The organism is Desulfobaccales bacterium (assembly GCA_041648175.1).
Taxonomy (GTDB): Bacteria; Desulfobacterota; Desulfobaccia; order Desulfobaccales; family 0-14-0-80-60-11; genus 0-14-0-80-60-11.
In genome coordinates, this window is the sequence record JBAZPO010000007.1 from 131,149 (window position 1) to 158,143 (window position 26,995).

The window sequence follows — 26,995 nt, forward strand, 5'->3', positions numbered from 1 at the left end:
GGTCTCCTCTCAGTCCAAAATGGTGTACTGACCGATATGCGATCGTTGGCCCACCCGGCCGAATTTCCCTTCATCCTTGTCATCGCCAAGATAGGATTCCAACCCCAGCAGGGCGCCGCCCAGGTCCATCGCTTCCGGCGGCCCGGCGATGATGCTGTCGATGCCGATCCGTGCCTGGAAGCCCACCCGCAGCCGCGGCTTTAGAAGGCACAGGTGAAAATCGGTGTGCGCCGGTTTCTCGGCTTCGATAACGCTCTTGAGCTTCTCGCGCCGGGAAGCTTCGGGCGCCTCTGCTGCCGGTATTAAGACGGTAAACAGGTGCGCGGTGTCGCTGAACAGGGGCTGGCCGTATTGGGAGGCCCCCAGGGGACCGCTCTCCCCGACCACGGTCTGCCCGACGATAACTGTCTCAGTACCGGCGGGATCTTGAGACTCGGGCTCAAGATTCGCCCATTCGTCCCAGACCGCATAGAGCCGATTTGTGGGAATAACTTCCTTAGCCTGGCTGCGGCTCGACCAGGATAGCATGACATCCCAATGGCTTCCGGAGCAGTCCAGCCGGATGGAATACCAGCGGCCGGCCGTCAGGGCAATTGTGCCACTCTGTTCATTCTGATTTTGGTAAACCCGGGTATCGACCAGTTTGCGGCCATCCACCCACAGGCAGACACGGTTAGCGGATGAAGTGTAAAAGGTATACAACTCTGAAAAGCGCGGTTGTACCTGGCCAGTCCAGCGGACGGAAAAAACCGGAACATCGGCTGACGTAAACGGCAGGTTATAGGCCGAGGCATCCACCATCTTATCCGTGCGCGTCTTCCTCAATTGATCAAAATTAGGGCCTTGATAGTATTCACCCCACAGCCCTTCATACTCCTGATCAGTGGGGGTAAAGCCGGGAACGATCATCCCGTCCGGCAGGGCCGCAGCCAGTCCGGTGTTACACCCCAGCCACGAATTATGCTCCAGTTGCCAGATATGCCGCTCCCGGAAGGCTTCAAAGAGGTGGGGCCGAACGCCGGTATACAGGTGGATGAAATCTTTCAGTCCGTGCAGCGTGCCCCGGCGGGAGTAAAGCTCCATCACCTTTTTAAGCACCGACCGCTTTCCATCGATGTCCATGTCACGCGGCAGATCGAAGGCCAGCCACCGGGCGAGCCAGGGAAGGAGGCTTTCGGGGGTGTGGGCTGGGTCGAAGAGCTGGTGTATATCATCCAGAGTCAGTTCCCAGTCCTGCAGTTGGGAACGGAACAGGGCCAGCCAGGCTTCCAGGAAACCGTCGGGGGCATCGTCCCGGCGATAGATGGCGGGCAGGTAATCGAGATAGCTCTTGCCGGTGGTTTCGGCCTGCACCTGGTGAAGACGCGGGCTCAGGCGTTGATCATCGCTGTGCAGGACTACCCGCAGCCAGAGATAACGCGCCGGCATCTGGTTGCCGCCGGTACGGGGATAGGGGCGCAGCAGCATGTCTAGAGAGGGTGCCGGATGCCAATCTCTTTCGGCCGGGGGCATATCCTGCTTATCTGAAAAATAGGTCTGAAAACCCACCTCCGTGCCTGGGAGTGCTTCAGCCTGGATGACTACCCGTTCCCATTCAGATTGCTCGCCGGCGTCCAGGGGTCCTACCTCCAGGGTTCCGGAGTCGACGCAGGCGGCATCAGCGTCAAAACGATAGTATTTAGCTCCGGCTCCAGGCTTGATAAACAAGGTCCCATCTTCACCAACGGCCATGGCGGCCACCGGGCCCCGATAGCCGGGGAGGGTGCCGATATATGCTTCCGATAGGCAATCGTAGACCCAGATATGGCCGCTGTCGGCATCGGCGACGTACAGCCGGTCACGGTAAGCTGCCAGGGCCCGGGGGTGAGCCGGCCCATCCGGGCCTGGCTGCAACATTTTGGAGAACGAGCCGGTTTGGTTGAAGCGCAGGACCTGAGGCAATTGCTCATCCGTGAGGAAAAGGGCGTCTCCAGAGCCGATAGCGATACAGATCGGAGAAACAAAATGAGGTTGATCAGCCAGAGCGGCGTTATAGGCATCATCCGCCTGTCCCGAAGCACTAAAACGCCTTACTCTGCCGCCGTCGAGCCCATAAACCCGGCCCCGACTGTCGACGGTGAGGCAGGTGGGAGCCTGGAAACCATCTTCCCAGATATCCACCAACTCCAGGGTGGGCAGCCGGAATACCTGGATCCGCTTGTTGCCGCCATCGGCGACATGCAATTTGCCTGACCCGACTGCCAGGCCCCGGGGAGAGCGGAATAGGCCAGGGGCGTCATTGATGCAGCTCCTCCCGGCCAATTCCGCTTCAGCATGATCACACTTGAGGTCAAGGCGGATGACCCGGTCACTGCCGGTATCGGCGAGGTAAAGGTAATTTTTCGGACCCACAGCCAGCCCTGACGACTCCACCGCAAACTGCCCCGGAGGGGGGCCTGTCGGAGCAAGCAGGATCGGCTGCCCGTCGGCCGTTCCGGGAAGACGGCTCAGAGCGAAGGCGCCGTCCGGTTCCGGCTGCAGCCCCACCGTGCTGACGCCCTCCCAGTCCCTGCCGTCCCGCAGGATGGCATAGCGCACCGGCTGGTCAGTCATGGTTACTCCACATAGAGGTTGTAGAGAATTTTGCCGCCACTGTCATTCGGATCTTCGACTGTATCTTCAACATAAAGGGCAATAACATACTCGCCGCCATCTGATTCATCAAAGGAAAGACCGGTAAGGAAATCGAGTCTGATGGGCCCGGTTCCATTGGTAACCAGGGGATGGCCGGCATTGCTGTCGCCAAGGGTTATTTTTATTGCCGGATCTGTGCTTTTCCAATTGACTGGATCTCTATCAGCCAATTGTTGCAAAATATCATCCGTACGATTTTTAGGGTCTTTCGTAGGATCATATTTATCAATGGCGATCTTCAAATTCTTAATATAGGTGAGTGCCATTGCTGCCCCGGTACGAGCATCTAAATCGCATCCAGCATTTCCCAAGGCGATATTCACTGATGGGTGGGTGTGTGCAAGATTTGAGTCATTTTCTACCGGCCCTGTATTATTTAGTGTCAAAGAGTGGGTATGCTGACCCCCATAAATTCGGCCTCCAGACCAATGTATCATGTCATTTTTCGCCCCACCATACGCTGACATATTGAACTTTAGGGGCGGGCTATCCGATGGTGCTTTTGAATAATCTGCAGTAAACATGTGTGTGTGTCCTTTCCCATTAGTTAACGTATCAAGAGGTCCAAGTTCGTTATCATCTTTATCTTTGGCATGTTCTTTTTCGTCTAGGGCTTTGAAGTCGTTGAGTTCATCAGCACGGTAATTTTCCTGGTCCATAATAACACTTTTAATAATGTCCGTGGGATTGCCAGGGGTTTCAGGATTTTGGTAAACTAACATATGAGAATGATTATAAAATTCAACATTGTTCCCGAGAATCGGAGCACTTATTTCTTTTATGTTTCTATTGTCACTCAGATTATGATCATGGTTTCCCAACTCCGTATAAAACAATGTCGAAAAACATTCTGCCCGCAAATACAGCGTCACCGCATGCGGCTGTCGCCCGCGAATATGAAAATAAATCCGGCCGGGATTGTTCTTATCAATATGCCGCTCCCCTTCCAGGGCATACTGGTTGACCTTGGAGGCTGAGGCCGCGCCGATATATCGGCGCACAGAAGTATCGAGCACTTTAATAACACTGCAATTTTTCGAGTCCACGGTAACCATGGCCAGCACGATCTTGCCGCTGCTGTCAGGGGGAATTTCCGGATAGAATCCCAGCACCGGCTCGGCCACAATCCGGGCGGGCCCGCCCCAGGCCGGGCGGTTGCCGGTTCCCCCCCCGGGCTGGGGGCGAACCAGGCAAGAACCTGATGCCTCTGCAGTCTTTTCTTCGTGGTATTGGATACACAGGTATCCGGTGAAATCTTCGTATAAACAAGCTGGTTGGATCTGAGGCCTGTGCTCGTCCAGGAGAATGATTTCCCGCCCCTCGTTATCTATTGCCAACCCAGGGCCGACTACAATAACATCTTTGTCTTCCTTGTCCTTTTCCACTCGCACCGTCAAACCCTGGGCAATTCCCCCGGTCGAATACAGGGACTTGTTGAGCCAGCGCCGGACCCGGATATGGTATTCCTGTTCGAGTTTCAGGTCGGCCGCCTCCAGACGCTGGCCGTTGTAATAGTTGAGACGCTCCAGGGGCTTTTCGCTCATGATCATCCACTCCTTTTCAGGACCGTTATCTGGTGCGGACCGGAGGCCACCAGGGCATGCCGGCAGATTCCAATATTCCCACAACGGCCCGCGGGCTTATCTTCCCGCTGCAGGGTGACCTGGTCCACGTACAGTACCCCGGGCAGGCTGTTCAACAGGGCCATGACCTCAGAACGGTACACATCCCTACCCACCGGCCAGCCCGTGCCGTCGGCGCCGCCTTGCAGGGGATGGAAAAAGGCATCCAGGGCCGCCCGGGCCTTGCCAGCCATCTGAGCCTCAGTCACCCCCGGCTCAACCGTCAAACGGGCCTGGACCCGAACCGCGGTGTACCGGGGGGCAATGACATGAACCTCCGTGGTGACCAGGCGCCGGCGCTCCAGGTAGCAGGCTATGGCCCGGAGCATCTCCGGGCTGGGGGTGGGTTGGGCACCCGGCCCGTCCGGTACGACCACCACCGTTACTGCTCCCAGGGTGGGCAGGTACGGCAGCTCAGGGTCATAATCCACCAGGGCAAAGGCCCGGGCCACCGGCACTCCCGGGGTGGCCAGGGCTAGAGTCTCAAAATCGCCCAGGGTGATGGCTCGCTTGATGGAAGCCAGGGATTGCACCGCCCGGGCCTTGGTATCTGCTAAGGATTCGGCCTCGGCGCCGCCGAGGGCCGGAAAGGGTTGGCTGATTGATACCGTCTCTTTTATGGCCTCCCAGTTTGCGATGAGGGCCGAATTATCCAGACAATGCCTCAAGGCGCCGGCTGCCACGTTGCCGGCCAGGCCGCCGCCCACCTGGTAGGTTATGGTTATCTGGGCGTCGGCTGGGGGTACGCGGCCATGCCGGCCGTCTCCGAAGGTTATTTCGCCGGTTTCCGGGGACAGGACATAGATGCGATCATGGGGCCCCGCCCGGTCCCAATACAGGGCCTCGCGCCAAGTTCCGTCGCTTTTGCCGTTCAGGGTAACTTCTACTTGCGTGCTCCCCGGCACCACGGGTTTATGGAGCAACGGCACAACCTGGCCGGCGTTCCCCGTGCTCCGAAAAGGTTTGGGTTCGGCTACATCCACCGCCTGCCTGGCTTTCACGACGTTGAGGGCAATATGAGAAATCTGAGGCGGCGATTCGTAGGCCCCGCTTTTTAACCGGCACCTGATGAAAAAATAACGGTGGTCAAGAGCTTTGATAGTAGTGCCGCCCTTTTGCTGATCTTTAGAAGCGATAAAGCGCACCGGGCCGCTCAGGGTAAGCCCCCGGGTTTCATCAACCACGCCGGTTAAGGGCTCCCAGGGGTCGGAACCAGCATAATATTCCCAGACCGTGGCTGTGCTATAGTGCTGTTTCCAGTTCGGGATACGCTGGGTTGGGCCGGATTCCGTATCTTCCGAGGCCTCCACAATTGCCGCTTCCTGTTCGGCAATCAAGCGCTTGCGAGCCAGCCGGTCGGCCTCAGCCTGACCCACCCAGACATACAGGCTAATCTGTGGCGGTGCGTCACCTAATGGCTGGTTAAGTCCCAGGAGTGGCTGGTCAAATCCCAGGTACAAAGCATTATCTACCGCCGGTGCAGGTCCAAAGGGGAAAAAACGTTTTCCAGGATGATCGTTGGCCTCGAAACAATCAATCAGAGAGCCAACCGGACCGGCCAGGATAGATCTCAAGGTGGCCGGAGAGATATTGATTGCCTGAGCCGTCTGAAAAGTAAGGCCGGAGGCGCCGTCGCCAGCCTGCAACCCTTTGGGGAGGCTGAGCATCGTTCCGGGAGACTTCAAACTGAAAGTAAGCCTGACTTCAGCCGCATGCAGAGGCCGGGGTTCGATGCCCAAGAGGCGCAGGAAGTTCCGGTAGGTCGCCCCGGAAATTCTATCCAGGCGATAGAGGTCCAACTCTACGAGCCAAGCAAACAGCTCCAGGAGGGTAATGCCGGGATCGTGGACATTATGATCGGTCCAATCCGGCGTATACCTGGGAATGAGGGCACGCGCCTCAGCGACCAACTGCTCGAAGGTCCGGTCATCAAGTCTGGGCAAAGAGATGGGCATAGTTAACCCTCTCCCAGAACCAGTTTGAGTTCATGGGTGCCGGAGGATACCAGTTTGCCGGCCGCTATCGGTACAGATTCCCCACATATCTGCTCATCCAGACTGAGGATGATTTCCCTGCCATAGTCCACCCCGGGAGTGGTCTCAATAACCCGGGCGATCTGGGAAAGGTAAACTGGTTCTCCAAAATCCCATCCCTGACCGGTCAGGCCGCCGATCAGAGGATGCAGAAAACTGTTGAGACTGCTGCGCACCCGGGCCTCCACCAAGGCAGCTTCGTACGGATCATGCGGAATGATCTCCGCCCTGACACTGAGGAGTTCATAGGTCGGACCGATGACCCGGACATGCTGCGCCACCGTGGCCGGTACTCGTTTGGCGACGTAATCGCAGACCCGGCGCTGTAATTCCACAGCAGGCTGGGGCCGAAGTTCCTGGCTAAATGGCACAACCAGCAGGGTAATCCAGCCGCGCTGGGCAAAGCCGTCCCTCCCGGTCAGCGGCAGACAACGGACCCGGGCCAGGTCCGGGGAGGCCTCCCGGGCAAGCCACTCAACATCCCGGGCCGAGACCGCCCGACCGGCGTGTCTGATCAGCTCCGGTCCCCGGATTTTCACGGTCAGGTCAGCTTCACTATCAGCTCCTCCCGATGCCGGCACCGGATTGGCCGCGGCCATGAGGTAGGGTAGTGCTGTCCGCAGTTCAGAGATCGCTGCGGCCGGCACGTTGCCTCTCACGCCTCCGCCGCTGCTATAAGACGCATACACCCGGCAGCCGGCCGGTGGGATCAATCCCTGCCGCCCATCACCGAAGCGGATCAGTCCTGTGGCCCGATCCACCACATAATGTCGGTCGTTTGGCTTGGAGCTGTAAAGGTGGGGTTGAGGGTGCCAACGGACCCGTACCGTGGTCATTCCTGTGGCGGGGTCCCTGACCAAACGTAAGTTTTCCGGCGCAACTTCTTGCATGGAGATCTGCCAACTGTCGCCACGACCGGACCACTCCGGAATTTCCACCACTTCTCCCTCAAGTACCGGGGCATGTCGGCAGCTCAAGGTCTGATGGGGATTGCCAGCGCTCGTGCCCAGCAATTCCCGATCATAGAAATCACGCTGCGCGGCCCAGACCGCATTGAGCCAGACCCCTTGAAGGGCGGCCGGGGATGGTTCTTCGCCCTGTTTCAGGCGGGCGCGCAGGCGAAACAGTTCTCCGCCCAGTCCCGGCGCGGCCACGGCGTCTTGCGGTCCGATGAACTGGATCATGCCGCGACGCTGGAATCCCAGGGTTTCGTCCAGCACGCCAAGTTCCTGCCACCCGTCTGCTGCAAAATATTCCCAGATGAAGGGAGAACTTCCGGCAGCGCCGCTCTCGGAGACTTCCTGAGCTATATCCACATACAGGCTGACCAAGCCCACCGGCAAGGGAAGATCGAACCCGAAATGGACCGTGGGCCTGGTATCCGAGACGGGCAGAAAGGGTTTGAAGGTCTGATCGGGCCAGCGGCAGGCTTCGGTGAGGTCGGTGAAGACGAAATCATTATAAGACAGGCAATGATTCAGTGCCTCCGGGTCGGTCACATAGGAAAAGCCGAGGGTGAGTTTTGAAATTATAGGAGGATTGAGATTTTTCTCTTCAAATTTAGTAGTCATTTTTTCTGGATTGTCTACCACTACCCGCAGGGGATGCCCATAAGGGTCATCCCCTCCTAATATCCGCACCCGCAGCCAAAAATTCCTCACGCCGTTTACTTCGGTTTCACACCAATCCGGTGGTGATCTAAAAGAAACAACGTCAACAGCCTTGTTGAATTGGCAATTTATAGCAAAAGCTTGCCATGCCATTCCGTTGTAGTATTCCCAACTTATGTCTGGGGTGCCAACCACTGTAATTCCAGACGACAGCGTAATAGTAACGCCTATATTAGCTCCCTGCCGCTGAAAGACTTCCCGGCTGGCCAGATAAAAGGTGCTGTAACGCACAGGCTGCTGCCCGAATGGGTAAAAGTCTTTGCTGATATCCAAGGAGACCGCATCGGCAAAGGCAGCTTCCGGAAGAAGACCGCTCTGGTTGAAATTCAGCCGGGCGCTGATGTCGTTCATGATGGGGATGGTCCGCTTCCCCCCCGTCCCTTCCGGCAGAAGCGGGGTGGTGAGGTGCCCGCGTAACCAGTAGGTGGTGCGGCCATGGATCGTTTCCTGCTTGGCACTAGGGCCGCACTGGCGGCGCAAGGCGACCTGGCCATCCCTGGTAAAGCCCCTGGTGGTATCATCCTGTTCCAGGTAATTCAGAGCAAGCCAGCCCGACTGGCTGAGATACTCCCACTGCACCTGCATGGGCTCGGGAGCTGGCGTCTCTAAAGTGAAATACAGCAGGACCGTGATATATCCGGCCAAATTGAATAGTTGGTCATGGCCGAGGTAGATGATATGCCCGGTGAGATCCATGTCCTCGAAGAGGCTAAATCCCTGGATCAGGCGCGCGGTATGGTCGGCAAACTCATCCCGGCCGGGATCAATGCTATACAGGGCCGCAAGTTTGCCTCGGTACAGGGCCACGGTTTTTTCGGTAACAAATAGAATGGGCTGGGGTGTTGCAGACCCATCCCCACCTGGGGCCAGAGACGGGGCTGCCGGCGGCGGAGTGGCTGCTACCCGGCTGAAGGCCGGAAGCGACACATTCACCGGGGCATTGTCCATGAGCGTGAACACTAAAGGCGCCCGGGCTGACTGGGCGGGCGATTTATGCATCCCGAGCATGTCAAGGAAAGCCAAAAGACTCCGATCCGGGACCTGAGCCAAGGCTCCTGCGAGGGTTTCGGTGTAGTGGGATAATATCTTCATGAGCGCCAGGGCGCTCGACCCTTCGGCCGGTAACCATTCAGGTACATACCCGGGAAGGTTTTGCAGAATTTTTTCCAGAGCAGCTGCCTGAGGGCCAGGGCCCATTATCTTTTGCTTCCCGGTCACTATCTGGCCTCCTGCAGATAGAAGGGGTAAACCAGGTTGTAGAAGACGTTAGTGCGGCGCACCTGGTATACAATCTCGATGTTGACCCGGTTTCGGGCGGTGCCGTCAACCGTCACCTTGACCTCCTGAACCTGAATGCGGGGCTCCCAAGTGATCAGGGCTTCCTGCACCCGGTGCTTGATGAGCGCCATGGTAGTGGTGTTGAGAGGCTCAAAGACCAAGGCCCGCAGGCCGGCGCCAAAGTCGGGGCGCATCACCCGCTCTCCCCGGTCCGTCTCGAGGATAATCCGGATTGCTTGGCGGATGTCTTCTTCATAGGCAGCCAGGGAGATGTCACTCTTGTCCTGGCTCGGTTGCACCGGGAAAAACCATCCCTGCCCCAGAAATGTCTTTTCCTGCGGGTCCGGCATCTTCAGCCTCCGATGATGACATTAAAGGCCCCGGCCACAATGGGGGAGCCGCAGCCAGCGGTGTCCCCCACCCGGGCTGCCGGCAGCCCCCCGATGAATACGGTAGCGCTTCCTTTGATAATGGGGGTCGGCGGGTGCGGGGGCGGGGGCACGAATGAGCAGGTATGTAGATCACCTACCACTGCTGCCGGTTTACCGCCTATGAGCACGGTCGCGATGCCGGGCCCGGTGATAATGCCGGGATGTCCTGTCGGGTCACCTACACGCGCTGCCGGTGGCATTTTCTTTTCCTTCTGCCCTACCTAATTGATCTTAACCGTGGCTCCCTCTATCTGGCAGAGGTTGCCGCCATTGATACTCGTTGCTGCGCTTCCCTTGAATTCCAGGTTGGTGCCGTTAATGCTAATTTTCGGAGCTTTAATATCAATGCTGACGTCTGCCTGGAGAGTAATTTTCCCCGAGGTCTCAAGCTTTACCGAAGCTGTCTTTTGTGTCGTGGTAATCTCTACTGTCTCCTGGCCCATCACTATCTTCTGCCCGGTCGAGCTGGTGATCGAGATGGTCTGTTCAGACTCGTCAAAGATCAATTCGTGCCCCAGACGCGTCCGAATGATGCGTTTGTTGACCGCGTCCTGGGAAGATTTTGATGGCGGACTGTCCTGCCCGTTCCAAAGACAGCCGATAACACAAGGGGCAGCAATATTGCCATTGACAAAAGCCACCAGCACTTCATCTCCTGTTTGAGGGATGAAGTAACTACCGCAGTCATTCCCTGCCATGAGCACAGCGACCCTGGCCCACGGCTCGACCCCGGGTAGCCAGGGAAAGTGCAACTGCACCCTGCCTTGATTCGAGCTATCAAGGTTATCGATCACCTGAGCTACCGCAACTCCGTAGATGCGGCGATCGGTGTCGGGTACCTCTTTCGCGGCGGTATCGATCAACCCTTGATTCATCGTTCCACCTCAGGATGATACGCGGATAGGAACCGCTCCCTGTTCATGGAGCGGGATGGATCCGAACCATATTTCTTTGCAGACTTCAAAACTTGACCGGTAACCACCGCTGTCAATAGTGTGCGTTGCTGACGTTACCCGATACAGCCCGCTGAATTTCTCTCCCAAGCCCTCCAGGCGCAAGACTTTTCCAGGAATCATGCGGGGGTTGCCCACGGTACTCCCTGAACCGGTTAGGCGTTTGTTAAGTAATGGAATGAGCTTGCCGAGAATCACCCGGGGGGCAGTGGCCAGAGTCAACTGTTCGTCCACCAGGGTCCAGCTGGACTCAGGCGATGATTCCTCCAGGGATTTCTCTTTCTTTGGGGGAGATGTTCCACTTCCTTGATCTTTCTCCCTGGATGCTGCAAGCGCCTCGGGCGTCTGGGACATACTGCCCGGAAGGCCGAAGCCGGAGGTAATTCCCAGTTCAAGTTCCTGTCTGTCCCAGTTATAGGATACATTGATGGTGAATTCAGTCTTAATGGAGGACAGCCAAATGGTAGCTGAAATACCGGCGATCTGGCCCACATTGCTCAGACGCGGCGAGAAATCGATGAGTGATTGTCCATACCTCAGCGTCACGTCAGGGCTTAGGTGATCTAGTGGCGACATGAAACGGAGTTTGTAGCCGCTGAACTCACCTGAGTGATCAATCATCATCTCCCAGCCATTCTCAGCCGCAATCCGCCTCAGGAAATCAAAATCACTTTCGCTTGCCTGTTTTCGAATAATTTTTTGGGTCTCTTCGGCATCATCCCAGGCGGCGTAGGTGGCCGCACCACCGAGCAGGACTGCCAGGGCAGCCCCAATGGGGTCGGTTACGGGGAGTAGTCCGTGTTCCAAGGAGACCATCCCCAGCACGCCCACATCGGGTATCGGGCGATTCCCATATGAACCAACCGGGATGGCAAACCAGCGGGCCTTTCTGCCCCTCTGGAGGCGGAGCCGGCGGTCCTGTGCCGCCACCGTGAGTGTTGGCGTGCCGCTTGCCGGAAAACTGGCGTTTTGACTGACGATCTCTCCCGCAAAGAGCTGCGTCAGCGGATCAGGCGCATAACCCATCGACAGAACCAAGCTCTTGTCCATGACCAACAGCGGGTGATCTAGCCAGCGGAGATTTTCATTCACCAATGTCAATTCGACCCGATCAGCCGCATCAAGGCTGGACTGAAAAGTGACGCTGCTGATAGAGGCGCGCAACTCCGATGGGATCGGCAGATTATTTATTACTACCTTGAATTCGGGGGCATAAAGTAAGTTCGCCATTATTGGTAGGTTTCTCCGGTCTCAGGGTCCCGGAAGGGCAACTGGGGAATAATCAGCTGAGTTCCGGGGGCCAGGCAGCGCGGGTCATCCAGGCCGTTACGCAAAGCTATGGGCCGCCACAGCTTGGGGTTACCGAAGGTGCGCCAGGCAATGGAACTGATGGTTTCTCCCTCTTCGACCATATGAAGCTTTGAGTAATCGGAAGTCTCTCGCTTAATTTCTTTGGCCTCAAGATCGATATTGCAAAATTCATTGAAGGTAACCTGGACGCGGGCTCTGACTGGTGTGCCGTCTGGGAGGAACATCGTGAAGCGTTGGCTGGCGCGGGCCAGGACGCAGGTAAACGACAGAGACGCCCAGGTAAAGAGAAGCGTAGGAGGGGCATGAGTGGTGGGGTCGATATCCATGAGCCTGGTGATTTTTGACAACTGCTGGCGCACATCCTCCCCGGCCCGGTTGATCACCCGGCTGGCTTCCCGGTGCTCTTCGTATGTATCTATGAACAATTCCATTTCCAGTGTCTGCATATTGCCATGCACGAATTGAATGATGGGCGCCCTGAGCCCGGGCACGGCAATTTGGGCAAAGTTGTTGTCCCGATTAACCGTATATTCTTCGGGATTGAACATCACATGGATTTCTTCTTCTGTGACATTATTCTTAATGACTGAAATGACTGCCCTTTCCAGTGCCATGTTACGGCCTCCCCAACCGTTCGCGCTGGGCGGCGATCCGGCGGTCGATGGCTTGAATTACCTGTTCAGTCAGATGATTCAGATCCAGGGAAGCCTCGGATGAGCTTCGTGCCCTCTGAGGTTCCTGCGGCTTTTTCCGCCGATACAAGGGCCCCTGGTCTTCTTCAGTCCTGGACAGGCGCCAGTCAGGCCCTGCCGGCAATAATCGCCGGAAGATTCTTGGCATTGTCTGGTATTCTGTTTCGTCCAGCACCCTTGGCCGATTTGCCGGTGCCTCGGGATGGGTGGTTCTTCTTCCCCTGAAATACTGCATTCCGGGAGGCAGTTCGACCCTCTCAAAACGAGGCTCCGGGAGGCGAACTATGTCCCCGGGTGCCCTCGCAGCCAGATGACGGACTGATATCTGCTTAATAAACCTTTCCAGGATTTCCTTCTCTACCAGAGACCTTAGGTGCGGCAAGGGACGATCAGAGGAAGATGTCGAACCAAGATGCCACTGGAGCAGGGCAAAACGTAACCGGGGCGCAATGTGGAAATTAAGGAAATGGTAGCTGGCTTCACCTCGGTCAGGCAGCCTGAACACCAGAGCGGTCATGGGCCAGGGTTGGTGGAAGTGCACATAACGGCCGATGATGCCACGGACAAAATCTGCTGCCCGGTTGCATGCAGCGATCCTGCGGACTATAGGCCTCCATGGTGCGGTTATGCTCATCTCTGGAGAAGTTATCGTGCCCATTCTCTCTGGCCTATTCTGTGGTGTTCACCCTTTGATTTATCCTCGATATCTCTTCCACCCATCGGCGTCTATCGCTATGCTCGAGGTTAAGGATGACCTCGGGCGACCAGTGGAAATGATAGGCGATAAAGGCTACCTCCTCGTACAGCTCTTTGAGGGGGTAGCCTATGACCCCCCCGGGCTGTTCAAACTCACTTCGAACTGATGCGCACACTTCGGGCAGACGGCCTCAAGTGTGGGTTTTCCCCTGCTGTTGATTTGATTGTAGAGTGCCTGCAAGTAAGCCAGGTCAGCCACATAAAGATTTTCGATGACCTGCGTGGTCATGGGGGTCACTGATCCTAATTTGGCTATCACCCGGGAAAGGAGAATTATAACCAGGTATGCCTGGTTTGCCTGTACTCGCGGGTCCTTCAGGGGGAGGATTTCATCTGCGGCGGTGGCTAGGCGCATAACCCCTTTCTGGTGCAGGTTCCCCTCCGAGTCCACATAGCCCAGGGGTAGGGTGAATTCAAATTCCGTTTGCAGCATGACTATTTCACCCTTTCGACCTTCTCATGGGCCAACTCCAGAGTTTCGATGGCCACATCATTGCCTTCAGCGGTTAAGTTGGGGCTGTCGTATTTACTGGGCCAGGCGTCGGTAAAATTCCACCGGGCCACTTCGACACCCTGTCGGTCCAGGCAAATAATGGAGCCGCTCTTCCGTTGGACGTTTCCCAAGATAGCCTGGCGGTGCCAATTATACAGCTCCATATCGTCCGTTATCCCCCATTTGAGGACAATATTGCTGTACTTGGTGAGACCGGGGAGCTTTCGCATCGTCGTGTTTTCTCCGCCCTCCCGGTGTTCCACCACGTCGATGGTGGAGTCGAACCCCGAGACCTCGTGAAAGGCGGCGCGTATAATGCCATCAATCTCCACCATGAAATTGAAATTCATGAATGGGTCTATTCGTCTTCCCGTTACCATGGTGTTATCCTCTCCGGGTTACGATTCGGTGACTTCCGAGCCACCCTCCCAGATGCCGATGTGCAAAATGATAAATTCCGCCGGATAGGTGGGGCGCACGCCCACCTCAATGTTCAGCCGTCCCAGAGCCTGTTCGGCAAAAGGATTTAGCGCTTCGTCAATCCGGACATAAAAAGCCTTGTCCGCGGTTTCCCCGAACAATGCCCCGCTCCGCCAGACGCGGGTGAGGAAGTCGGAAATGGAACGCTTTAATTTTTCCCAGAGCTGCAAATTATTAGGCTTGAAGAGGGCCCAGCGAATTCCTTCTTTTATGGACTCCTCGATGAAAAGCAGGAGACGGCGGATATTGACATACTGCCAGTTGCGGTCTTGAGTGGTGATGGTCCTGGCCCCCCAGACCACGGTGCCTTGACCACGGAAAACCCGCAGCGCGTTGACCCCGTAATTGATGTTGAGGGGACCTTGTTCTGCATCGGTGAGAAGGCGCTCCAGGCCCACGGCTCCGCGGATATTGGTATTGGCCGGGGCCTTATGCACCCCTTCCCGGGCATCAGTCCGGGCATAGACGCCGGCCAGGTGCCCCGAGGGAGGCCAGAGTTCTAACCCCCCGGTTACGGGATTAATAACCTGGATCCAGGGGTAATACAGGGCCGCGAAGCCAAACTCGGAAGCCAGGCCATCACTCTGTTTCCTGATGCCTTTGTCCAGCCCGGCCTTGGGCTCTGAATCTAAAATGCCAAAGCGGTCCCACATCGTTTCACAGTGGTCGATCACCGCTTTCTGCACATTCTGGCCCGTGAAGCCCGGGACGCAGACCAGGGCCACTTCATCATAAGGTTTAAGCAAATCCAGATATTGTTCCGGCTTCCCCTTGATTAAACCCTGCGCTGCATTCCGATCATCAGCAGCACCGTCAGCCAGATTGTAGAGCTTAGCCACCGGCCTGAGATCCGCCGGCAAAGGTGAAGGCGGATCTGCAGACTCTTCGAGGCTCACCAGTTGAGAGGCCACCACCTGCTGCCAAAAATAGGGGTGAGCCCGGTTCATGGAAAGTTGCGCAAAGGATTCGACAATTTTTTTTGGATTGCTCGTGTCCCGGATGATCAGATCGAATTCCAGGGAGCCGACCGTCGGCGGGACGGCGGCATTTTCCAAGGAATATGTATTCGCCAGGCCGTCTCTTATAGTAATGGTATCGCCGGCGACGGACTCGACGGTGACGATTTCCTCCGTTCCTGGATCCGCAAGGTTGAACTTCAAGGCGGTACCCTTCGGCAGGGCCTGCCTCAGGTTGAGGGCTGCGGGCGTTGCCACCCTGAAGGCGCGCTGGCCGGAAGCCAGATCATCGGAACGCACATCAGTGAAGGCCACCACTCCGGGCAATGGGGTTTCCAGGATAAGCTTATCGTTGCCCTCTATGGCCTTCAGCAATGCCTGCTGGGAGGCTTCCCCGGCTTTTTTCACCAATAGACGGTCGCCTGGTGCAAACCCTTTCAGGTTGTCCACCGTCAAGGTCTGGCGATCGGCGTCAAGAGTTGTAATTTTGGCTCCGGCCCGGACTACTGCCAGCAATCCGGCGGAGATCACCTCACCCCCGATGAAAACAACGTTTCCGGGCACGGCACCGGCCAGAACCAGTTGGTCATTCCCCTGGGGCTCTGCCACCAGCACCGTTGCTCTATCGGTTTCTTTGACCAGGGCAATGACTTCGCCGCCGCTGAACCCCTGAATATCCCTCACCGTGATGGTTCGCCGGTCTACGGAAAGGCCAGTGATTGCATTTTTGCTGGGAAAAATCTTTTCCAGCATGGTGGCCAGACGGCTGCTTTCCTGTACCTGCACCGTCAGGGCGTTGCCTTGCGGCCCTTCCGCCAGGGCCCGGGCCACCAGGATGGGTTTGTTGCCGGCCTGGTGGCTGTCCAGGTTAGCCGCCGAATTCTGGCCACTGCCGACTCTGACGACGTAACAGGCGGTGCCGCCGTTGAGGAAAAAACCGTAAACCGCCGGCGCCAGGTAACTGGGGGGCTGCTCCACCAGAATGTCGCCAAACTTCTTTTTGAAACCATCCCAGCTCTGGATCAGGGTGGGCTTCTCCAGGGGCCCGCAGGCGGCGGTGCCGATGAAGGCCGCGGTGCTGGTGCCCACCCCCTCGATGGGAGCGCCGGGAGCAAATTCGTCGACGTAAACTCCCGGATAAGAAACTTGGACCGGCATGATTTTTCCTCCTTCCGTCTGGTGCGCCGGGGTCCGTGTGCCCTGGCCGAAATTTTAGGTGAACTTCAGGTCGTAGTTGCCCGTGGACGACGGCACCTGAATGGGCCGGGCCGGAGGCTCCGGCCGGCCGGCGGCCCGCCAGCGCAGGCGGTAATTTCCAGGTGGCAGTAACCCGAAAATGAAGCAGCCGTCACTGGCCGTTTGGGTGGCTCCTAGAGCCTCGCCTCCGGGCGTTTCTAATTGCACCCAAGCTTCGGCCACCGGCGCCGGCGGATCGACAGTGGCATCGAGCACACAACCCCCCACCTGAATAAGTCTCTCTTCCGTTCCCGGCTGGTCCTGTTGGCCGTATCGGGAAATTAGGCTGGTGACCATGCGGGTGGGCTTCTGCTCGGGGATCCCCAGGTCCATGGCGATAGTCACCACCAGGGTGAAGGCGGGTCGGGGTGGGATGCCCAGGGCGCTCCAGAAGGCCCCGTCGGAGTGCTTGCCGTCCAGTTGGGCCGCCATGGCGGGCGGCGGATAAGGCTGCTTGGCCAGATCGCCCGCGAGGAATTTATCAGGGATGGTGCCGAAGCGGCTGAGCCACTGGAGCGCAGCCCCGAGCAGCTTGTGCTCTTTGTTGGTCTTGAGATCCCCGCTCACATTGGGGTCAGCCCAGGCCGTCACCAGATAGGTGCAGTCCACCCGGATGGGCGGCAGCCGACGCTGGAAAAGCTGCAAACCCACTTGCTCCAGGTAGGGCGCCGGTTCGCGCCGCTTGCGGTTTTCCTTCACTTCATAGAGAAAGAGGTTCAAGGTATCTTTTTTCCAATTAAAAGTCTTATCCGGGGTAACAAAACTGACCGCGACATCATCGAGATCCGGAAGCACCTCCGAGTCCCCCACTATGGCTATAAGAGTGTCGTCAAGGTTTTGGAACATGGGCAATAGGTCTTTTTTGATTTAGTCGCATCATTATTTTCTGTCGATGCTTAGCTCAACATGAGCAATATTATTGCTTTGAAATAAATTATTTTTAATTACACCTTTTATCTTTATTTGGGAAAATATTTAATATCATGTAAAAATTTCATTAATGCATCTTGGTCATATGTTATTACACCCCCAAAGGTCCATCGTTTGCCATCCGTCCTTGTATGGAATTTATTCATCCATTCAGCGTATTGTTGTCCTTGAACTTTACCTTTGTTGATCCAATAAGGATTATTAGGCTTTATTTCATATATTTTTGCCTCTTTCCAATCGAGCCGATCAACACGCGGTTTTCGTCCAGATGGAAAATCCGGGTGCTCTATTTGAAATTCGGGCTTGATATGGTCGCCTTTAGGGATATTGTCGACATATTTGTCTGCCGATTTATTAAAATCTTGCATTAATTCTTCTAGTTGCTCCAGGCGCTCATGCGCAAAAAGACCGGCCTCAGTTTCTTCACGCACCGCTTTGGTGCCTATGCTCTTCCTTTCGGACATCCCCACGCCTTCGTAAATATCCTCGTAGCCTTCAGGCGGCCGGGGCCCTTGTTTGGGCTGCGCGGTAATCTCAGGTTTCTCTCTCCTGGCTTTAGGCTTGCGAGCCGGTTTGGCCTTCGGCGTCTTAGCTGCCGCTGTCGCTTTCTTTTTGGGCGCAGCTGTTTTTCCCTTTTTTGGCACCGCTGCCTTAGCCTTTTTAGGTTTGGCAGCCGCTTTGGGAGCCTTTGGAGGGGCTTTGGTCTCGGATATTGCCGGCGCTTTAGGTTCGCTTGGAGCCACTGCCGGCTTCTTTGCCTCGGCAGCGGCCGCGGGCGTCTCAGCCGCTTTGGCTTCCGCCGCCGGGGCGGCTTCGGTTGGCGCTGCCGGTTTTTTGGCCGCGGCTCCCGCTTCAGCGCCTTTCACCCCTTCACCCGTCTGGGTGGCCAGGGAGGCGCCCTTGCTTTCCTCCGTTACTAGACCGCCTTTGGCCAATTCCGCGAACTCGCCGGTCTTTGAGGTTCCGGAGGCCAGGCCTTTGGCGATCTCGGCTTCCCTTGCTGCTCCGGCCGCTAATTCGACCCCTTTCGCCAGCTCGCTGGTCTTGGTGGCGACTTGCAACCCCTTTCCAACCTCTCTTATTGTACCTAGAGCCTTGGCCCCTTTACCAACTGCGCCGGCCTTTGTGGCTGCGCCACCGGGAATTAAGAAACTACCGACGTCCCCCAGGAGCAATCCGGGAATTTCGCACCAGCGCCCTTGCTGGCCCGCTTCGATATAGTTCTCGCCGACCCCTTTCATGAAGCCTTTGTATTTTTCCCACTCTTGTTTTGGATCATATTTGAACTTTTGGAGCATATGCTCTTTTATGACCTGTTTGGTGGGCTTCCCCGAGGTGATGATATTATCCAGGAGGGCCACAGCCTGTCCAGCATCCTTTAATGGGTTGGGGGCGCCGGGAATACTGGGCATTTCCCCCAAACCCCTGATGGTTTGAATGGGATGCACGCCAATCTTGGCGATTCCGGCTCCCATCGACCACAAGGATTTGGCGACGCCCCCGCTCACCTGGCGCTTTGCCTTAACCACAGTCTCACTGACAGCCTGAAGGCCCGCTTCTGCCTTCGCCAGGGTAGGGTGCGCCCTGGGGTCGAAGAAAGCCTGAGGGGGCACATCGAACTTGCCGTCTTCAAAGTCATTCACTGCATTTTTGAAATTCCTGGTCAGGCCCTCGAGTCCCTCATCCATGCTGTTTTGCCAGGCCTTGACGCCGGCAATCGGCCCCCCCCTCATCGTGGCCTCGGCGAATTTTTCAACCGGCTCGATATCGAGTTTCTTCAGAGCCTGAGCGAAATCATTAGCTGCCTTTGCCAGGTTATTTGCGGCTTTTGCGCGGCCAGCCCGGGAGGGGCCCCCTTCGGACCTGGCCGCCCATTCCTCGGTCTCTTTCCGGACCTCGGACGTGGCGTAGGCCAATAACGTGCTCGGACGCGTCTTCTCCCAGAATTGACGAACTTTCTCGCGATTTCCCCCAGTATTTAGCTGCCTGACCTTGGTGACCAAGGTCTCCTTGGTGGTCTGATATTTCTCTTTGGCCCGATCCACTACTTGACTGACATCCTGTTCAACGTCTTCGTATTTCTCTTTCAGGTTTTGGAAAAGCTTGCCAGGAGAGGATTTCACCACGCCGGCGGCTATACCGGCACTCTGTCGCAGGCCTTGCAGCTTGCGCTTCCACCACGGGCCATTATCATCCGGCTCGCAGGCCAGACCGGGAGCGCTGGCCCCTTGAACCACGACAGGCCCTGCGCCCTGGGCAAATGAGTCGGCAGCCCTCGACGCCGCCTGTTCGAGCGGCCCGGAGCCATCCTGGGTGGGTTGCATAGTGCCAGCGCGGCCTTGCTGCACCACATGGGTCAATTCGTGCGCCAGAAGGCGCCTGCCGGCGTCGGTTTCAGGGGAGAAGCGGCTTTGATTCAAGACAATGTGATTGCCGATGGTATAGGCTTTGGCCGTGAGCCCCTCGGCCGTCGCGGCAGCGCTGGCGTCATCATGCAGGCGGACCTGAGTGAAATCCTGATTGAAACGTTGTTCCATCTCGCTCCGTAGGTTATGGGGCACCGGTCGGCCGCCGCTTAGGCCTTCGCGCAATAATGCTTCCACAGCACGATTGCCCGCTGATTTCTGCAGGTCGAGGATATCGGCAACTGGACCGGACATACCCCTCATAGGAAGATATTCCGGCGCAGAGGGTCTGGCCTGTTTTCCCTCTTTTCCTTGTAAAACCCTGGCTGCCTTTGCATCGTTCATGTGCGATTACCTTGAACAGGGGCTGGGCTGATGTCGTCCCATAGCTCTTCACCCATCACCTTCCCCAGCTTCTGGTATTCCCCGCGGGTGCTTTGCAGGACGTGGTTCATGGTCACCAAGCCGCCGTCGGCCGCGGCCAGGAAAGCGGCGGCCAGGGCGATGTTCTTGATGTTGCCGCCGCTCACCTGAAGTCGCTGGGCCAGGTAATCAAGGTCCAGGGACTCGGCCACGGGCGTTTGGGCCGGCCAGACCCCGGCCCAGATGTGGCGTCGGGAAGCGACATCGGGGAAAGGAAAATTGATGATAAAGGCCAGCCGCCGCAGAAAGGATTCATCCAGGTGGTGCCGCAGGTTAGTGGCCAGGAGAGCCACACCTTCATATTCCTCCATCTTTTGCAGAAGATAGCTGACCTCGATGTTGGCATAGCGGTCGTGGGAGTCCCGCACTTCGCTGCGTTTGCCGAACAGGGCATCGGCTTCATCGAAAAACAATATGGCATTGGCATTTTCGGCAGCGGTGAAAATCCGGTCCAGATTCTTTTCCGTTTCCCCGATGTATTTAGAAACCACCCCGGATAGGTCAATCTTATAAAGATCCAGCCCCAATTGCCGGCTGATGACCTGGGCCGCCATGGTTTTCCCCGTCCCTGAGGGGCCGATGAACAGGGCGTTGATCCCTTTGCCGTGAGATAATTTGCGATCGAACCCCCAATCTTTCAACACTTGATGCCGATAGGTCAACCAGTGGCACAGTTCGCGCAACTGCCCCAGGGCCTCCGGGGGTAGAACGATATCTTCCCAGCCGTAACGAGCCTCGATTTTCCGGGTCAGGTTGGCCAGATCGTGGCCGCACTGAGCCCGGGCAGCCTCGAACAGGCACGGCAGGCTGGGCCAGGATTCATCATGGGCCAAGTCCCCATCACCCTCATCTTCCCACAGGTGGCGGACGACCTGGACCGCCTCGGCAATCTGCCCGGGAAGCAAGCGGAACCGCTCGGCCAGGGTCTCTATGTCGGCCGGATCGGGGTTAAGGCCGACCGCGGCAAGATGGTCGCTCCATAGAGAACGCCGCAGGGTAAAACCAGGGGTGGAAAAGGAAAGATTAAGAACACCCAGAGGAAAGCGTCGGGGAGGCACCCACGGTTGGGTCCCGGCCAGGATGGTGACGCCCCGATCGGCCGCCAGGGCGCCCATCAGGGCATTATACCTCTGCCCCGGATCATTTGTTCGCAGAGCATCCAGGTTGTCGAGGAAGAGCAAGGCATTATGGTACCAGGCTTCCCGCCCCAGCACCTTCACGGCTGCCTCGAAATCGGGTAGAAAGGCCGGCATCCCAGCCAAATCGGCGGTCAACAGGGGCACCCCTGCCTTCCAGGCCAGGGCCTCGGCGGCATGGCGTTTCCCGGCGCCTGGAGAACCATGGAAATAGAGGCGCAACGGCTGCCCCGTATTCCAGGCCCGGCACAGCCGGGCCGGCAAAATGTTCAGCCCTTGGGCAAAATCCTCCCAGCCTGCCATGGGGGCCTCAGGTGTTAGTAATTCACAGAAGAGGCGCAGTCGCGGATCCAGGCGTTCGCCGCCCAGCAGAAAGCGAACAATTTGCTCATCCAGCTTCAGGTAATGGGCCAGCAGTGGCGGCTCGCTCTGGTGAGGATCAGGCAGGAGCCGCAGCAATCCATGATGCAATAAAGGAGCCCCGGATTCAAAGAAGGAGCGCCGTGCTAGTTTTTCTTCCCTTTGAGTACACAGAAGGTTGAGGGCCAGGTCCACCGTGGGCCGTTTGCGGGTGACGTCATCTTGGAGATAAGCGTAGAGCCGCTCGTAACGCAGGTCCAGTTCCGGTGCCAGGGCAATAAGAATTAGGTCCAGGTCAAAGGGAGACAGGCCGAAAGCACGGGCCAGCCATCCCAGCCGGGAATTAGGGTCCGTGAAAGCTTCGCAGAGGAGAATACTATTTTCATTATCGTGGGTCTGCAGGACCGAAGCGCCCGGTTCGCGCTCCAATAACTGCGCCACTTCTTCCTGGGTTATGTAGAGGCCACGGTAAAAATCGGCAAATGCCCCGGGACCATAGGCGGCTTCGGCGGCAACGACCGCTCGCTGGATCAAGCAATCCAGTCGCCGCAACCCTGGCAGGAAACTTTCGATCTGGGAATCCGCATTTTCCAATTGCGTCCCTGCCCCAGGAAAACCTTTAGAATCCCAAGTTACCCCACTTTGGGGCTGCAATCCATTGCAGCAGGCCTTGTATGCGGCAGGGAATTAGCCGAACAGACCAACCATCACGGAAGGCACGTTAGCAAATATAACCTATCTTGTAAAGCAAAAAGGCAATATTATTGTATAGAAAAATTGTGACAGTTTTCACTGGCCCATATAGCAAAATGGAGGATTTTGAGGGCGAAGACCCCCCCCTTCTGTAGCTGCAACCCTCATCCAAGTTGGAAAGCTTCTCGGGATAAAAAGTTGATCTTTTCGCTTATGTTCGAGCCGCTGGACTCTCTTGGATGCACTTTCAGTGAACTAATCACTGCATGGAATCCGCTTCTGGGGGATCAGGAGGGTTTTGGATATGCGGAAATGAGGTTGGGTGAGGGAAAAAGATAGTGTGTTTGTGAAAAGGTGTCGACATAGACTAGGGACCCCCATTGGGTCGCTCATGCCATCGCCCGGGACCCAAGCCGGGTAGCTTGACAAAATTCCAGTTGATGATATGGACTGTTCTTCTATAAAGATGCCGTGGTTTTTCAGGGGGGTCTGATCCTGAGGCTACCGAAATCTGCTGGCAGTACTCCTCCATCATTTTCCCCAACCAAGGGCTGCGGACAGGTGGCTTGACAGAATTTTAGTCACGTTTATCATGGCAACATGAAAAAGGCGAGCCGAAGCGCCAGAGCAGCCAGGGTCCAAAAACCACTTCCTGGATACCCGTACCCTGGTCAAAGAAAATTGTGTCCGGGAAGATTTTTCCTTGACAAATCGATGTAAGGTGCTTAACTTTCGGCCTTTGCAAAAGGCGGGTTGGCTATATCCTCCATGATAAAAAAATCGGTATGATTGGAAAATAATCCTGCTTGATGGGGATGATTGAGCGACAAATCTTTATACTATGGGTTTATAGAGAGTAACGAAAAGCAATCAACCTGCCCGTGAGTGGCCCGGGCACAAATAATGGCATGATCCTGGGCGGTTGAGACACCGCTTAGCTTGGCTGATCTTAATGCCGGTCTCAAGTCTTGAAGGGAGAAGTTTGTCTTTAGGATATTGGCTCTTGGGAGAGAATAACCGCCGGCAGAGACTGCATTAGCAGGCAAAGAACTCCAGTCAAAGATAATGCTCAAATCGCACAACAGGCATAATGGCTCTATTCGGGCCATGCTAACAATTTATTTAGCAGATCAAGGAGGTGAGCATATGAAGAATAATACTATTACATAAAAAAGTTTCGTAGTTTCTTCTAAACCCTACCTGTTCACAGCTATCTGATTCAAACACAACTTAATCTGCATCCATTCTGTTGGGTAAAATTGTCCAGCTTTAGGGATTGCTGTCGGCTTTTGAGGCCAACTTTAAACAACATTCGCAAACATTGGCACTCTTTGAGTGCTTTTTTTGTGAAATGGAGACGTATGTTTTGAGATGGTAATAATACTATGAACGAACCGCAATTTAAAAACTGTCAGAAACAAGTTGGTCGTGAGAACCTGTTGGACATGATACGATGGCTGAACGTCTCAACATTTCACTCCACACAGTAAGAGGCTTAGTGTGGAAAAGAAAGCTCAGCTTTATAAAGATAGGAGCCCGGGTATTGTTTAGGCCCTTGGATCTGGAAGACTTCATACAAGCCAATCTGATCCAGTCGTTAACAGGCCATGAAGACAAATCATGAGTTAGATAGTGGAATATAAGCAACAGAATTACACTTCGAACCCTGTGATGATAGATGAGATTGTTGAGACTATCAAGAATTGCGATCCTAACTGTATATGCTTTCAGCGAATAGCTGACGGTACTTGCATTTCATACATTTTGCTCGTGAATGTAAGAAACTGCTTATCTATGAACGCATGAAATGGAAACTTCTATTTCGCAGTCGAAGCTATCGATGGAAAGTACTGAGAGAGATGATCAGTGCCTGTTTAGCACAATAGTCGCCCCTCTAAGGCAGCAAAATACTTTATCAGTAGCATAAGGAGTAGTGGTATGAATTTTGCGCGAGGCCCATAAGTTTATTACTTTCTAAGCCAATTCTTAAAACAATAAGACAAAGAGGATACATAATGCAAAATATTAATGTTAATAATCATAAACTACTTTTGGAACTTTATAAGGAAGCTTTTAAAGGTCGAGAAGATGTGGTGCCACGTTATTGGAAAAAAAACAATGTTAACAGTAGCGGCTACACTCCTATTTGCCGCAACGCATGGCAGAAACACCTTTGCCAAAAGCCTTGCAGACATTGCCCCAATAAAGACTATGTCACACTAAGTGACGACCTGTTAATCAAGCACATAGAAGGTGATCATATTCTTGGTGTTTATCTCTTATTGGAAGATAACACCTGTCATTGCTTGGCCTTTGATTTTGATAATCATGATGGAGCTCATGATCCCTTTCGAGATGTGAGGAGATTTTACGAGGTCTGTGAAGTTCAAGGGATTCGGTGTTACCTGCTGAGATCTAAAAGTGGCACGGCTATCACGTCCATATCTTCTTTGATGAGCCAGTACCGGCCTGGAAGGCGCGCTTGGTTGGCTTTGCCCTGCTGCAGGAAGCGCAGGCCGTTGATGACGACGCCACAATCTCCAGCTTTGATAGGATGTTCCCGAGTCAGGATGAACTTACGCCGATCAGGCCGCTGGGCAATCTGATCGCCTTGCCGTTCCAGGGGAAGGCGGCCCAAAACGGCTACACCTTGTTCCTGGACCCGGGCACGGATTTTCAGCAGCCTTTTTCGGATCAACTGGAAGTCCTTAAATCCATTGTGCGGGTCCCCGAAGCCAGGCTGGACGAAATTATCAACGACTGGGGACTGGTCAGGGACACTGCCCAACCAAAACAATCTCTGCCGGGCAAGCCCCGGACCAAAACGGTAACTCCAACCGCCACGGGAAAGATCCCCCAGGGCAGGAGGAACACCACGTTGACTTCCATCGCCGGTTCCTTAAGACGCAATGGCATGGAATTTTTCCAAATCAAGGAGGTATTACTGCAAGTGAACCAAAATCAATGTGAACCGCCATTAATGGAAGCTGAGGTGGAAAAAATCGCCGAGAGTATCTCTTCCAGGTATGCGGCGGGTCCAGGAGCTGCAGACCAGCAGAACGAGCTGGACGCGGCCAAAAAGACTCTCGTCGGACTGGCGGACAAGGTTAAAGCAGACGCAGGTGTGGCTTTTGAGCCATCGATCTTGTTGGCCCTGAGAGTGGTCAAGAGCAATGACCCCGGTGAATGGGCCCGGATCAGGAAGAGCTTACAGGCAGCAAATATCTCGATGAAAGAGCTGGGCGAGGCCATTCGGCATGCCCATGATCGCAGCGATGGCACCCAGACAGTGAGTATGAGCTGCCCTTATCTGCCCATCGATGGAGTTTTGGCCCGCCGTCGTCAAACTGACCATGGTGAGGTTGTCGAACCGCTTTGCAATTTTACCGCTTCACTTGTACGGGAGAAGGTCTGTGATGATGGTTTAGACAAAACCACCATATTTGAAATTGAAGGTGCGCGCCAAAATGGGCAACCTCTGCCCCCTATCGAAGTGCCGGCCAGCCAGTTCGCCGGAATGTCATGGGTGACCGCCAACTGTGGGGACACAGGCCATTGTCAATGCCGGTCAGACCATTAAGGATCACCTCCGGGCAGCCATCCAGTTGTTGAGCGGCGAGGTAGCCCGGGAAATGATTTACGGTCATGTCGGCTGGAAGCAAATTGACGGGGAAATGATCTACCTCCATGGGGGTGGGGGGATCGGGAAAAACGGTTCGATCCCCAACCTTGCAGTCAGTTTGGGCCAGGGCCGGATGACCGAATATATTTTGCCGGACCCGCCGACCGGAGATCAACTGCGTGACGCCATCCGGGCATCGTTGCAATTCTTGGATCTGGCGCCTCCGAGAATAACATTTCCTTTGCTCGCCGGCATTTACCGCGCACCCGTGGGAGAAATCATGCCAGTTGATTTCTCTATCTTTATAGCCGGTTTTACCGGGACGCAGAAGTCTGATCTGTCGGCCCAGGCCCAAGCACACTATGGGTCTGGCTTTCATGGAAAGAATCTTCCGGGGAACTGGACTGGTACTGCCAATGCCCTGGAGAAGCAGGCCTTCATAGCTAAAGATGCAATCATCACCATTGATGATTTTATCCCCATGGGTACGGAGATCCAGGCCATGCATGCCAAAGCAGAGCGCCTTCTACGCGGCCAGGGCAACCTAACGGGACGGTCCAGGATGAAGGCCGACGGAAGCCTTCGCCAAGAGTATTTTCCCCGGGGGTTGATCTTGACCAGTGGTGAAGATATCCCTCAGGGGCATAGTCTGCGGGGCAGGATGATGATCTTGGAGATTTCTCCCGGCATGGTTAATCTCGATAAGCTCACCCAGGTCCAGCGTGCTGCAGCTGACGGCCTTTTGGCCAGTGCCATGTCAGCCTATCTGAAGTGGCTGATCCGGGACTTCGACCAAATCAAAAAAGATATTCCGAACATTTGGCAGTTCTAACGGACGGAGG

The 26,995-nt window shown here is 55.6% G+C and carries 18 protein-coding genes; 2 read left to right on the forward strand and 16 right to left on the reverse strand.

Annotated features, from left to right (window positions below):
• Positions 1-9: 9 nt before the first annotated feature.
• The 16 genes from WC600_08650 to WC600_08725 form a co-directional block, all read right to left on the reverse strand.
• On the reverse strand, positions 10-2,592 hold the full coding sequence (locus WC600_08650; protein ID MFA4902801.1) for a PA14 domain-containing protein: 2,583 nt from the start codon (positions 2,590-2,592) through the stop codon (positions 10-12).
• A gap of 2 nt (positions 2,593-2,594) precedes the next feature.
• Positions 2,595-4,217 (reverse strand): hypothetical protein, encoded by a 1,623-nt coding sequence (locus WC600_08655; GenBank protein ID MFA4902802.1) that lies wholly within the window; start codon positions 4,215-4,217, stop codon positions 2,595-2,597.
• Between the two features lie 2 nt (positions 4,218-4,219).
• Entirely contained in the window at positions 4,220-6,250 is a 2,031-nt protein-coding gene (locus tag WC600_08660) for a putative baseplate assembly protein (GenBank protein ID MFA4902803.1), read from the reverse strand.
• Between the two features lie 2 nt (positions 6,251-6,252).
• A complete protein-coding gene (locus WC600_08665) occupies positions 6,253-9,216 on the reverse strand; it encodes a putative baseplate assembly protein (protein ID MFA4902804.1) in 2,964 nt (987 codons plus the stop codon).
• The gene (locus WC600_08670; GenBank protein MFA4902805.1) at positions 9,216-9,626 is read right to left on the reverse strand and encodes a GPW/gp25 family protein; all 411 of its coding nucleotides are present in this window, start codon (positions 9,624-9,626) and stop codon (positions 9,216-9,218) included. The genes WC600_08665 and WC600_08670 overlap by 1 nt, the downstream gene beginning before the upstream one ends.
• A gap of 2 nt (positions 9,627-9,628) precedes the next feature.
• Positions 9,629-9,907, reverse strand: a complete 279-nt coding sequence (locus WC600_08675) for a PAAR domain-containing protein (protein ID MFA4902806.1) — start codon at positions 9,905-9,907, stop codon at positions 9,629-9,631.
• Positions 9,908-9,928: 21 nt separating this feature from the next.
• Positions 9,929-10,582, reverse strand: coding sequence for a phage baseplate assembly protein V (locus WC600_08680; protein MFA4902807.1), 654 nt, complete (start codon positions 10,580-10,582; stop codon positions 9,929-9,931).
• Between the two features lie 9 nt (positions 10,583-10,591).
• Positions 10,592-11,890, reverse strand: a complete 1,299-nt coding sequence (locus WC600_08685; GenBank protein MFA4902808.1) for a hypothetical protein — start codon at positions 11,888-11,890, stop codon at positions 10,592-10,594.
• Positions 11,890-12,585, reverse strand: coding sequence for a LysM peptidoglycan-binding domain-containing protein (locus WC600_08690; GenBank protein ID MFA4902809.1), 696 nt, complete (start codon positions 12,583-12,585; stop codon positions 11,890-11,892). Before WC600_08690 ends, WC600_08685 begins: the two co-directional genes overlap by 1 nt.
• Position 12,586: 1 nt before the next feature.
• A complete protein-coding gene (locus tag WC600_08695; protein ID MFA4902810.1) occupies positions 12,587-12,811 on the reverse strand; it encodes a hypothetical protein in 225 nt (74 codons plus the stop codon).
• 675 nt (positions 12,812-13,486) lie between these two features.
• A complete protein-coding gene (locus WC600_08700) occupies positions 13,487-13,852 on the reverse strand; it encodes a hypothetical protein (protein MFA4902811.1) in 366 nt (121 codons plus the stop codon).
• A gap of 2 nt (positions 13,853-13,854) precedes the next feature.
• Complete coding sequence (locus tag WC600_08705) at positions 13,855-14,292, reverse strand: phage tail protein (protein MFA4902812.1); 438 nt, start codon at positions 14,290-14,292, stop codon at positions 13,855-13,857.
• An 18-nt stretch (positions 14,293-14,310) separates the two neighbouring features.
• Positions 14,311-16,506 carry a phage tail sheath subtilisin-like domain-containing protein gene (locus WC600_08710; GenBank protein MFA4902813.1) on the reverse strand — a complete coding sequence of 732 codons (2,196 nt, stop codon included), beginning with the start codon at positions 16,504-16,506 and terminating at the stop codon, positions 14,311-14,313.
• Positions 16,507-16,560: 54 nt separating this feature from the next.
• A complete protein-coding gene (locus WC600_08715) occupies positions 16,561-17,430 on the reverse strand; it encodes a Pvc16 family protein (protein ID MFA4902814.1) in 870 nt (289 codons plus the stop codon).
• 113 nt (positions 17,431-17,543) lie between these two features.
• Entirely contained in the window at positions 17,544-20,174 is a 2,631-nt protein-coding gene (locus WC600_08720; protein ID MFA4902815.1) for a DUF4157 domain-containing protein, read from the reverse strand.
• Positions 20,175-20,260: 86 nt separating this feature from the next.
• Positions 20,261-22,432, reverse strand: a complete 2,172-nt coding sequence (locus tag WC600_08725) for an AAA family ATPase (protein MFA4902816.1) — start codon at positions 22,430-22,432, stop codon at positions 20,261-20,263.
• A gap of 2,581 nt (positions 22,433-25,013) precedes the next feature.
• Between WC600_08725 and WC600_08730 the strand changes: the two genes are divergently transcribed.
• Complete coding sequence (locus tag WC600_08730) at positions 25,014-26,111, forward strand: primase C-terminal domain-containing protein (GenBank protein MFA4902817.1); 1,098 nt, start codon at positions 25,014-25,016, stop codon at positions 26,109-26,111.
• Positions 26,071-26,985 carry a hypothetical protein gene (locus WC600_08735; GenBank protein ID MFA4902818.1) on the forward strand — a complete coding sequence of 305 codons (915 nt, stop codon included), beginning with the start codon at positions 26,071-26,073 and terminating at the stop codon, positions 26,983-26,985. Before WC600_08730 ends, WC600_08735 begins: the two co-directional genes overlap by 41 nt.
• The last annotated feature ends 10 nt before the right edge of the window (positions 26,986-26,995 follow it).

Excerpts from the sequence above, each read along its gene's own strand:
- WC600_08720 (MFA4902815.1), bottom strand. The coding sequence starts at position 20,174 with ATGTCCGGTCCAGTTGCCGATATCCTCGACCTGCAGAAATCAGCGGGC.
- WC600_08675 (MFA4902806.1), bottom strand. The coding sequence starts at position 9,907 with ATGCCACCGGCAGCGCGTGTAGGTGACCCGACAGGACATCCCGGCATT.
- WC600_08710 (MFA4902813.1), bottom strand. The coding sequence starts at position 16,506 with ATGCCGGTCCAAGTTTCTTATCCGGGAGTTTACGTCGACGAATTTGCT.
- WC600_08700 (MFA4902811.1), bottom strand. The coding sequence starts at position 13,852 with ATGCTGCAAACGGAATTTGAATTCACCCTACCCCTGGGCTATGTGGAC.
- WC600_08695 (MFA4902810.1), bottom strand. The coding sequence starts at position 12,811 with ATGCCAAGAATCTTCCGGCGATTATTGCCGGCAGGGCCTGACTGGCGC.
- WC600_08690 (MFA4902809.1), bottom strand. The coding sequence starts at position 12,585 with ATGGCACTGGAAAGGGCAGTCATTTCAGTCATTAAGAATAATGTCACA.
- WC600_08705 (MFA4902812.1), bottom strand. The coding sequence starts at position 14,292 with ATGGTAACGGGAAGACGAATAGACCCATTCATGAATTTCAATTTCATG.
- WC600_08670 (MFA4902805.1), bottom strand. The coding sequence starts at position 9,626 with ATGCCGGACCCGCAGGAAAAGACATTTCTGGGGCAGGGATGGTTTTTC.
- WC600_08650 (MFA4902801.1), bottom strand. The coding sequence starts at position 2,592 with ATGACTGACCAGCCGGTGCGCTATGCCATCCTGCGGGACGGCAGGGAC.
- WC600_08660 (MFA4902803.1), bottom strand. The coding sequence starts at position 6,250 with ATGCCCATCTCTTTGCCCAGACTTGATGACCGGACCTTCGAGCAGTTG.
- WC600_08655 (MFA4902802.1), bottom strand. The coding sequence starts at position 4,217 with ATGAGCGAAAAGCCCCTGGAGCGTCTCAACTATTACAACGGCCAGCGT.
- WC600_08715 (MFA4902814.1), bottom strand. The coding sequence starts at position 17,430 with ATGTTCCAAAACCTTGACGACACTCTTATAGCCATAGTGGGGGACTCG.
- WC600_08680 (MFA4902807.1), bottom strand. The coding sequence starts at position 10,582 with ATGAATCAAGGGTTGATCGATACCGCCGCGAAAGAGGTACCCGACACC.
- WC600_08685 (MFA4902808.1), bottom strand. The coding sequence starts at position 11,890 with ATGGCGAACTTACTTTATGCCCCCGAATTCAAGGTAGTAATAAATAAT.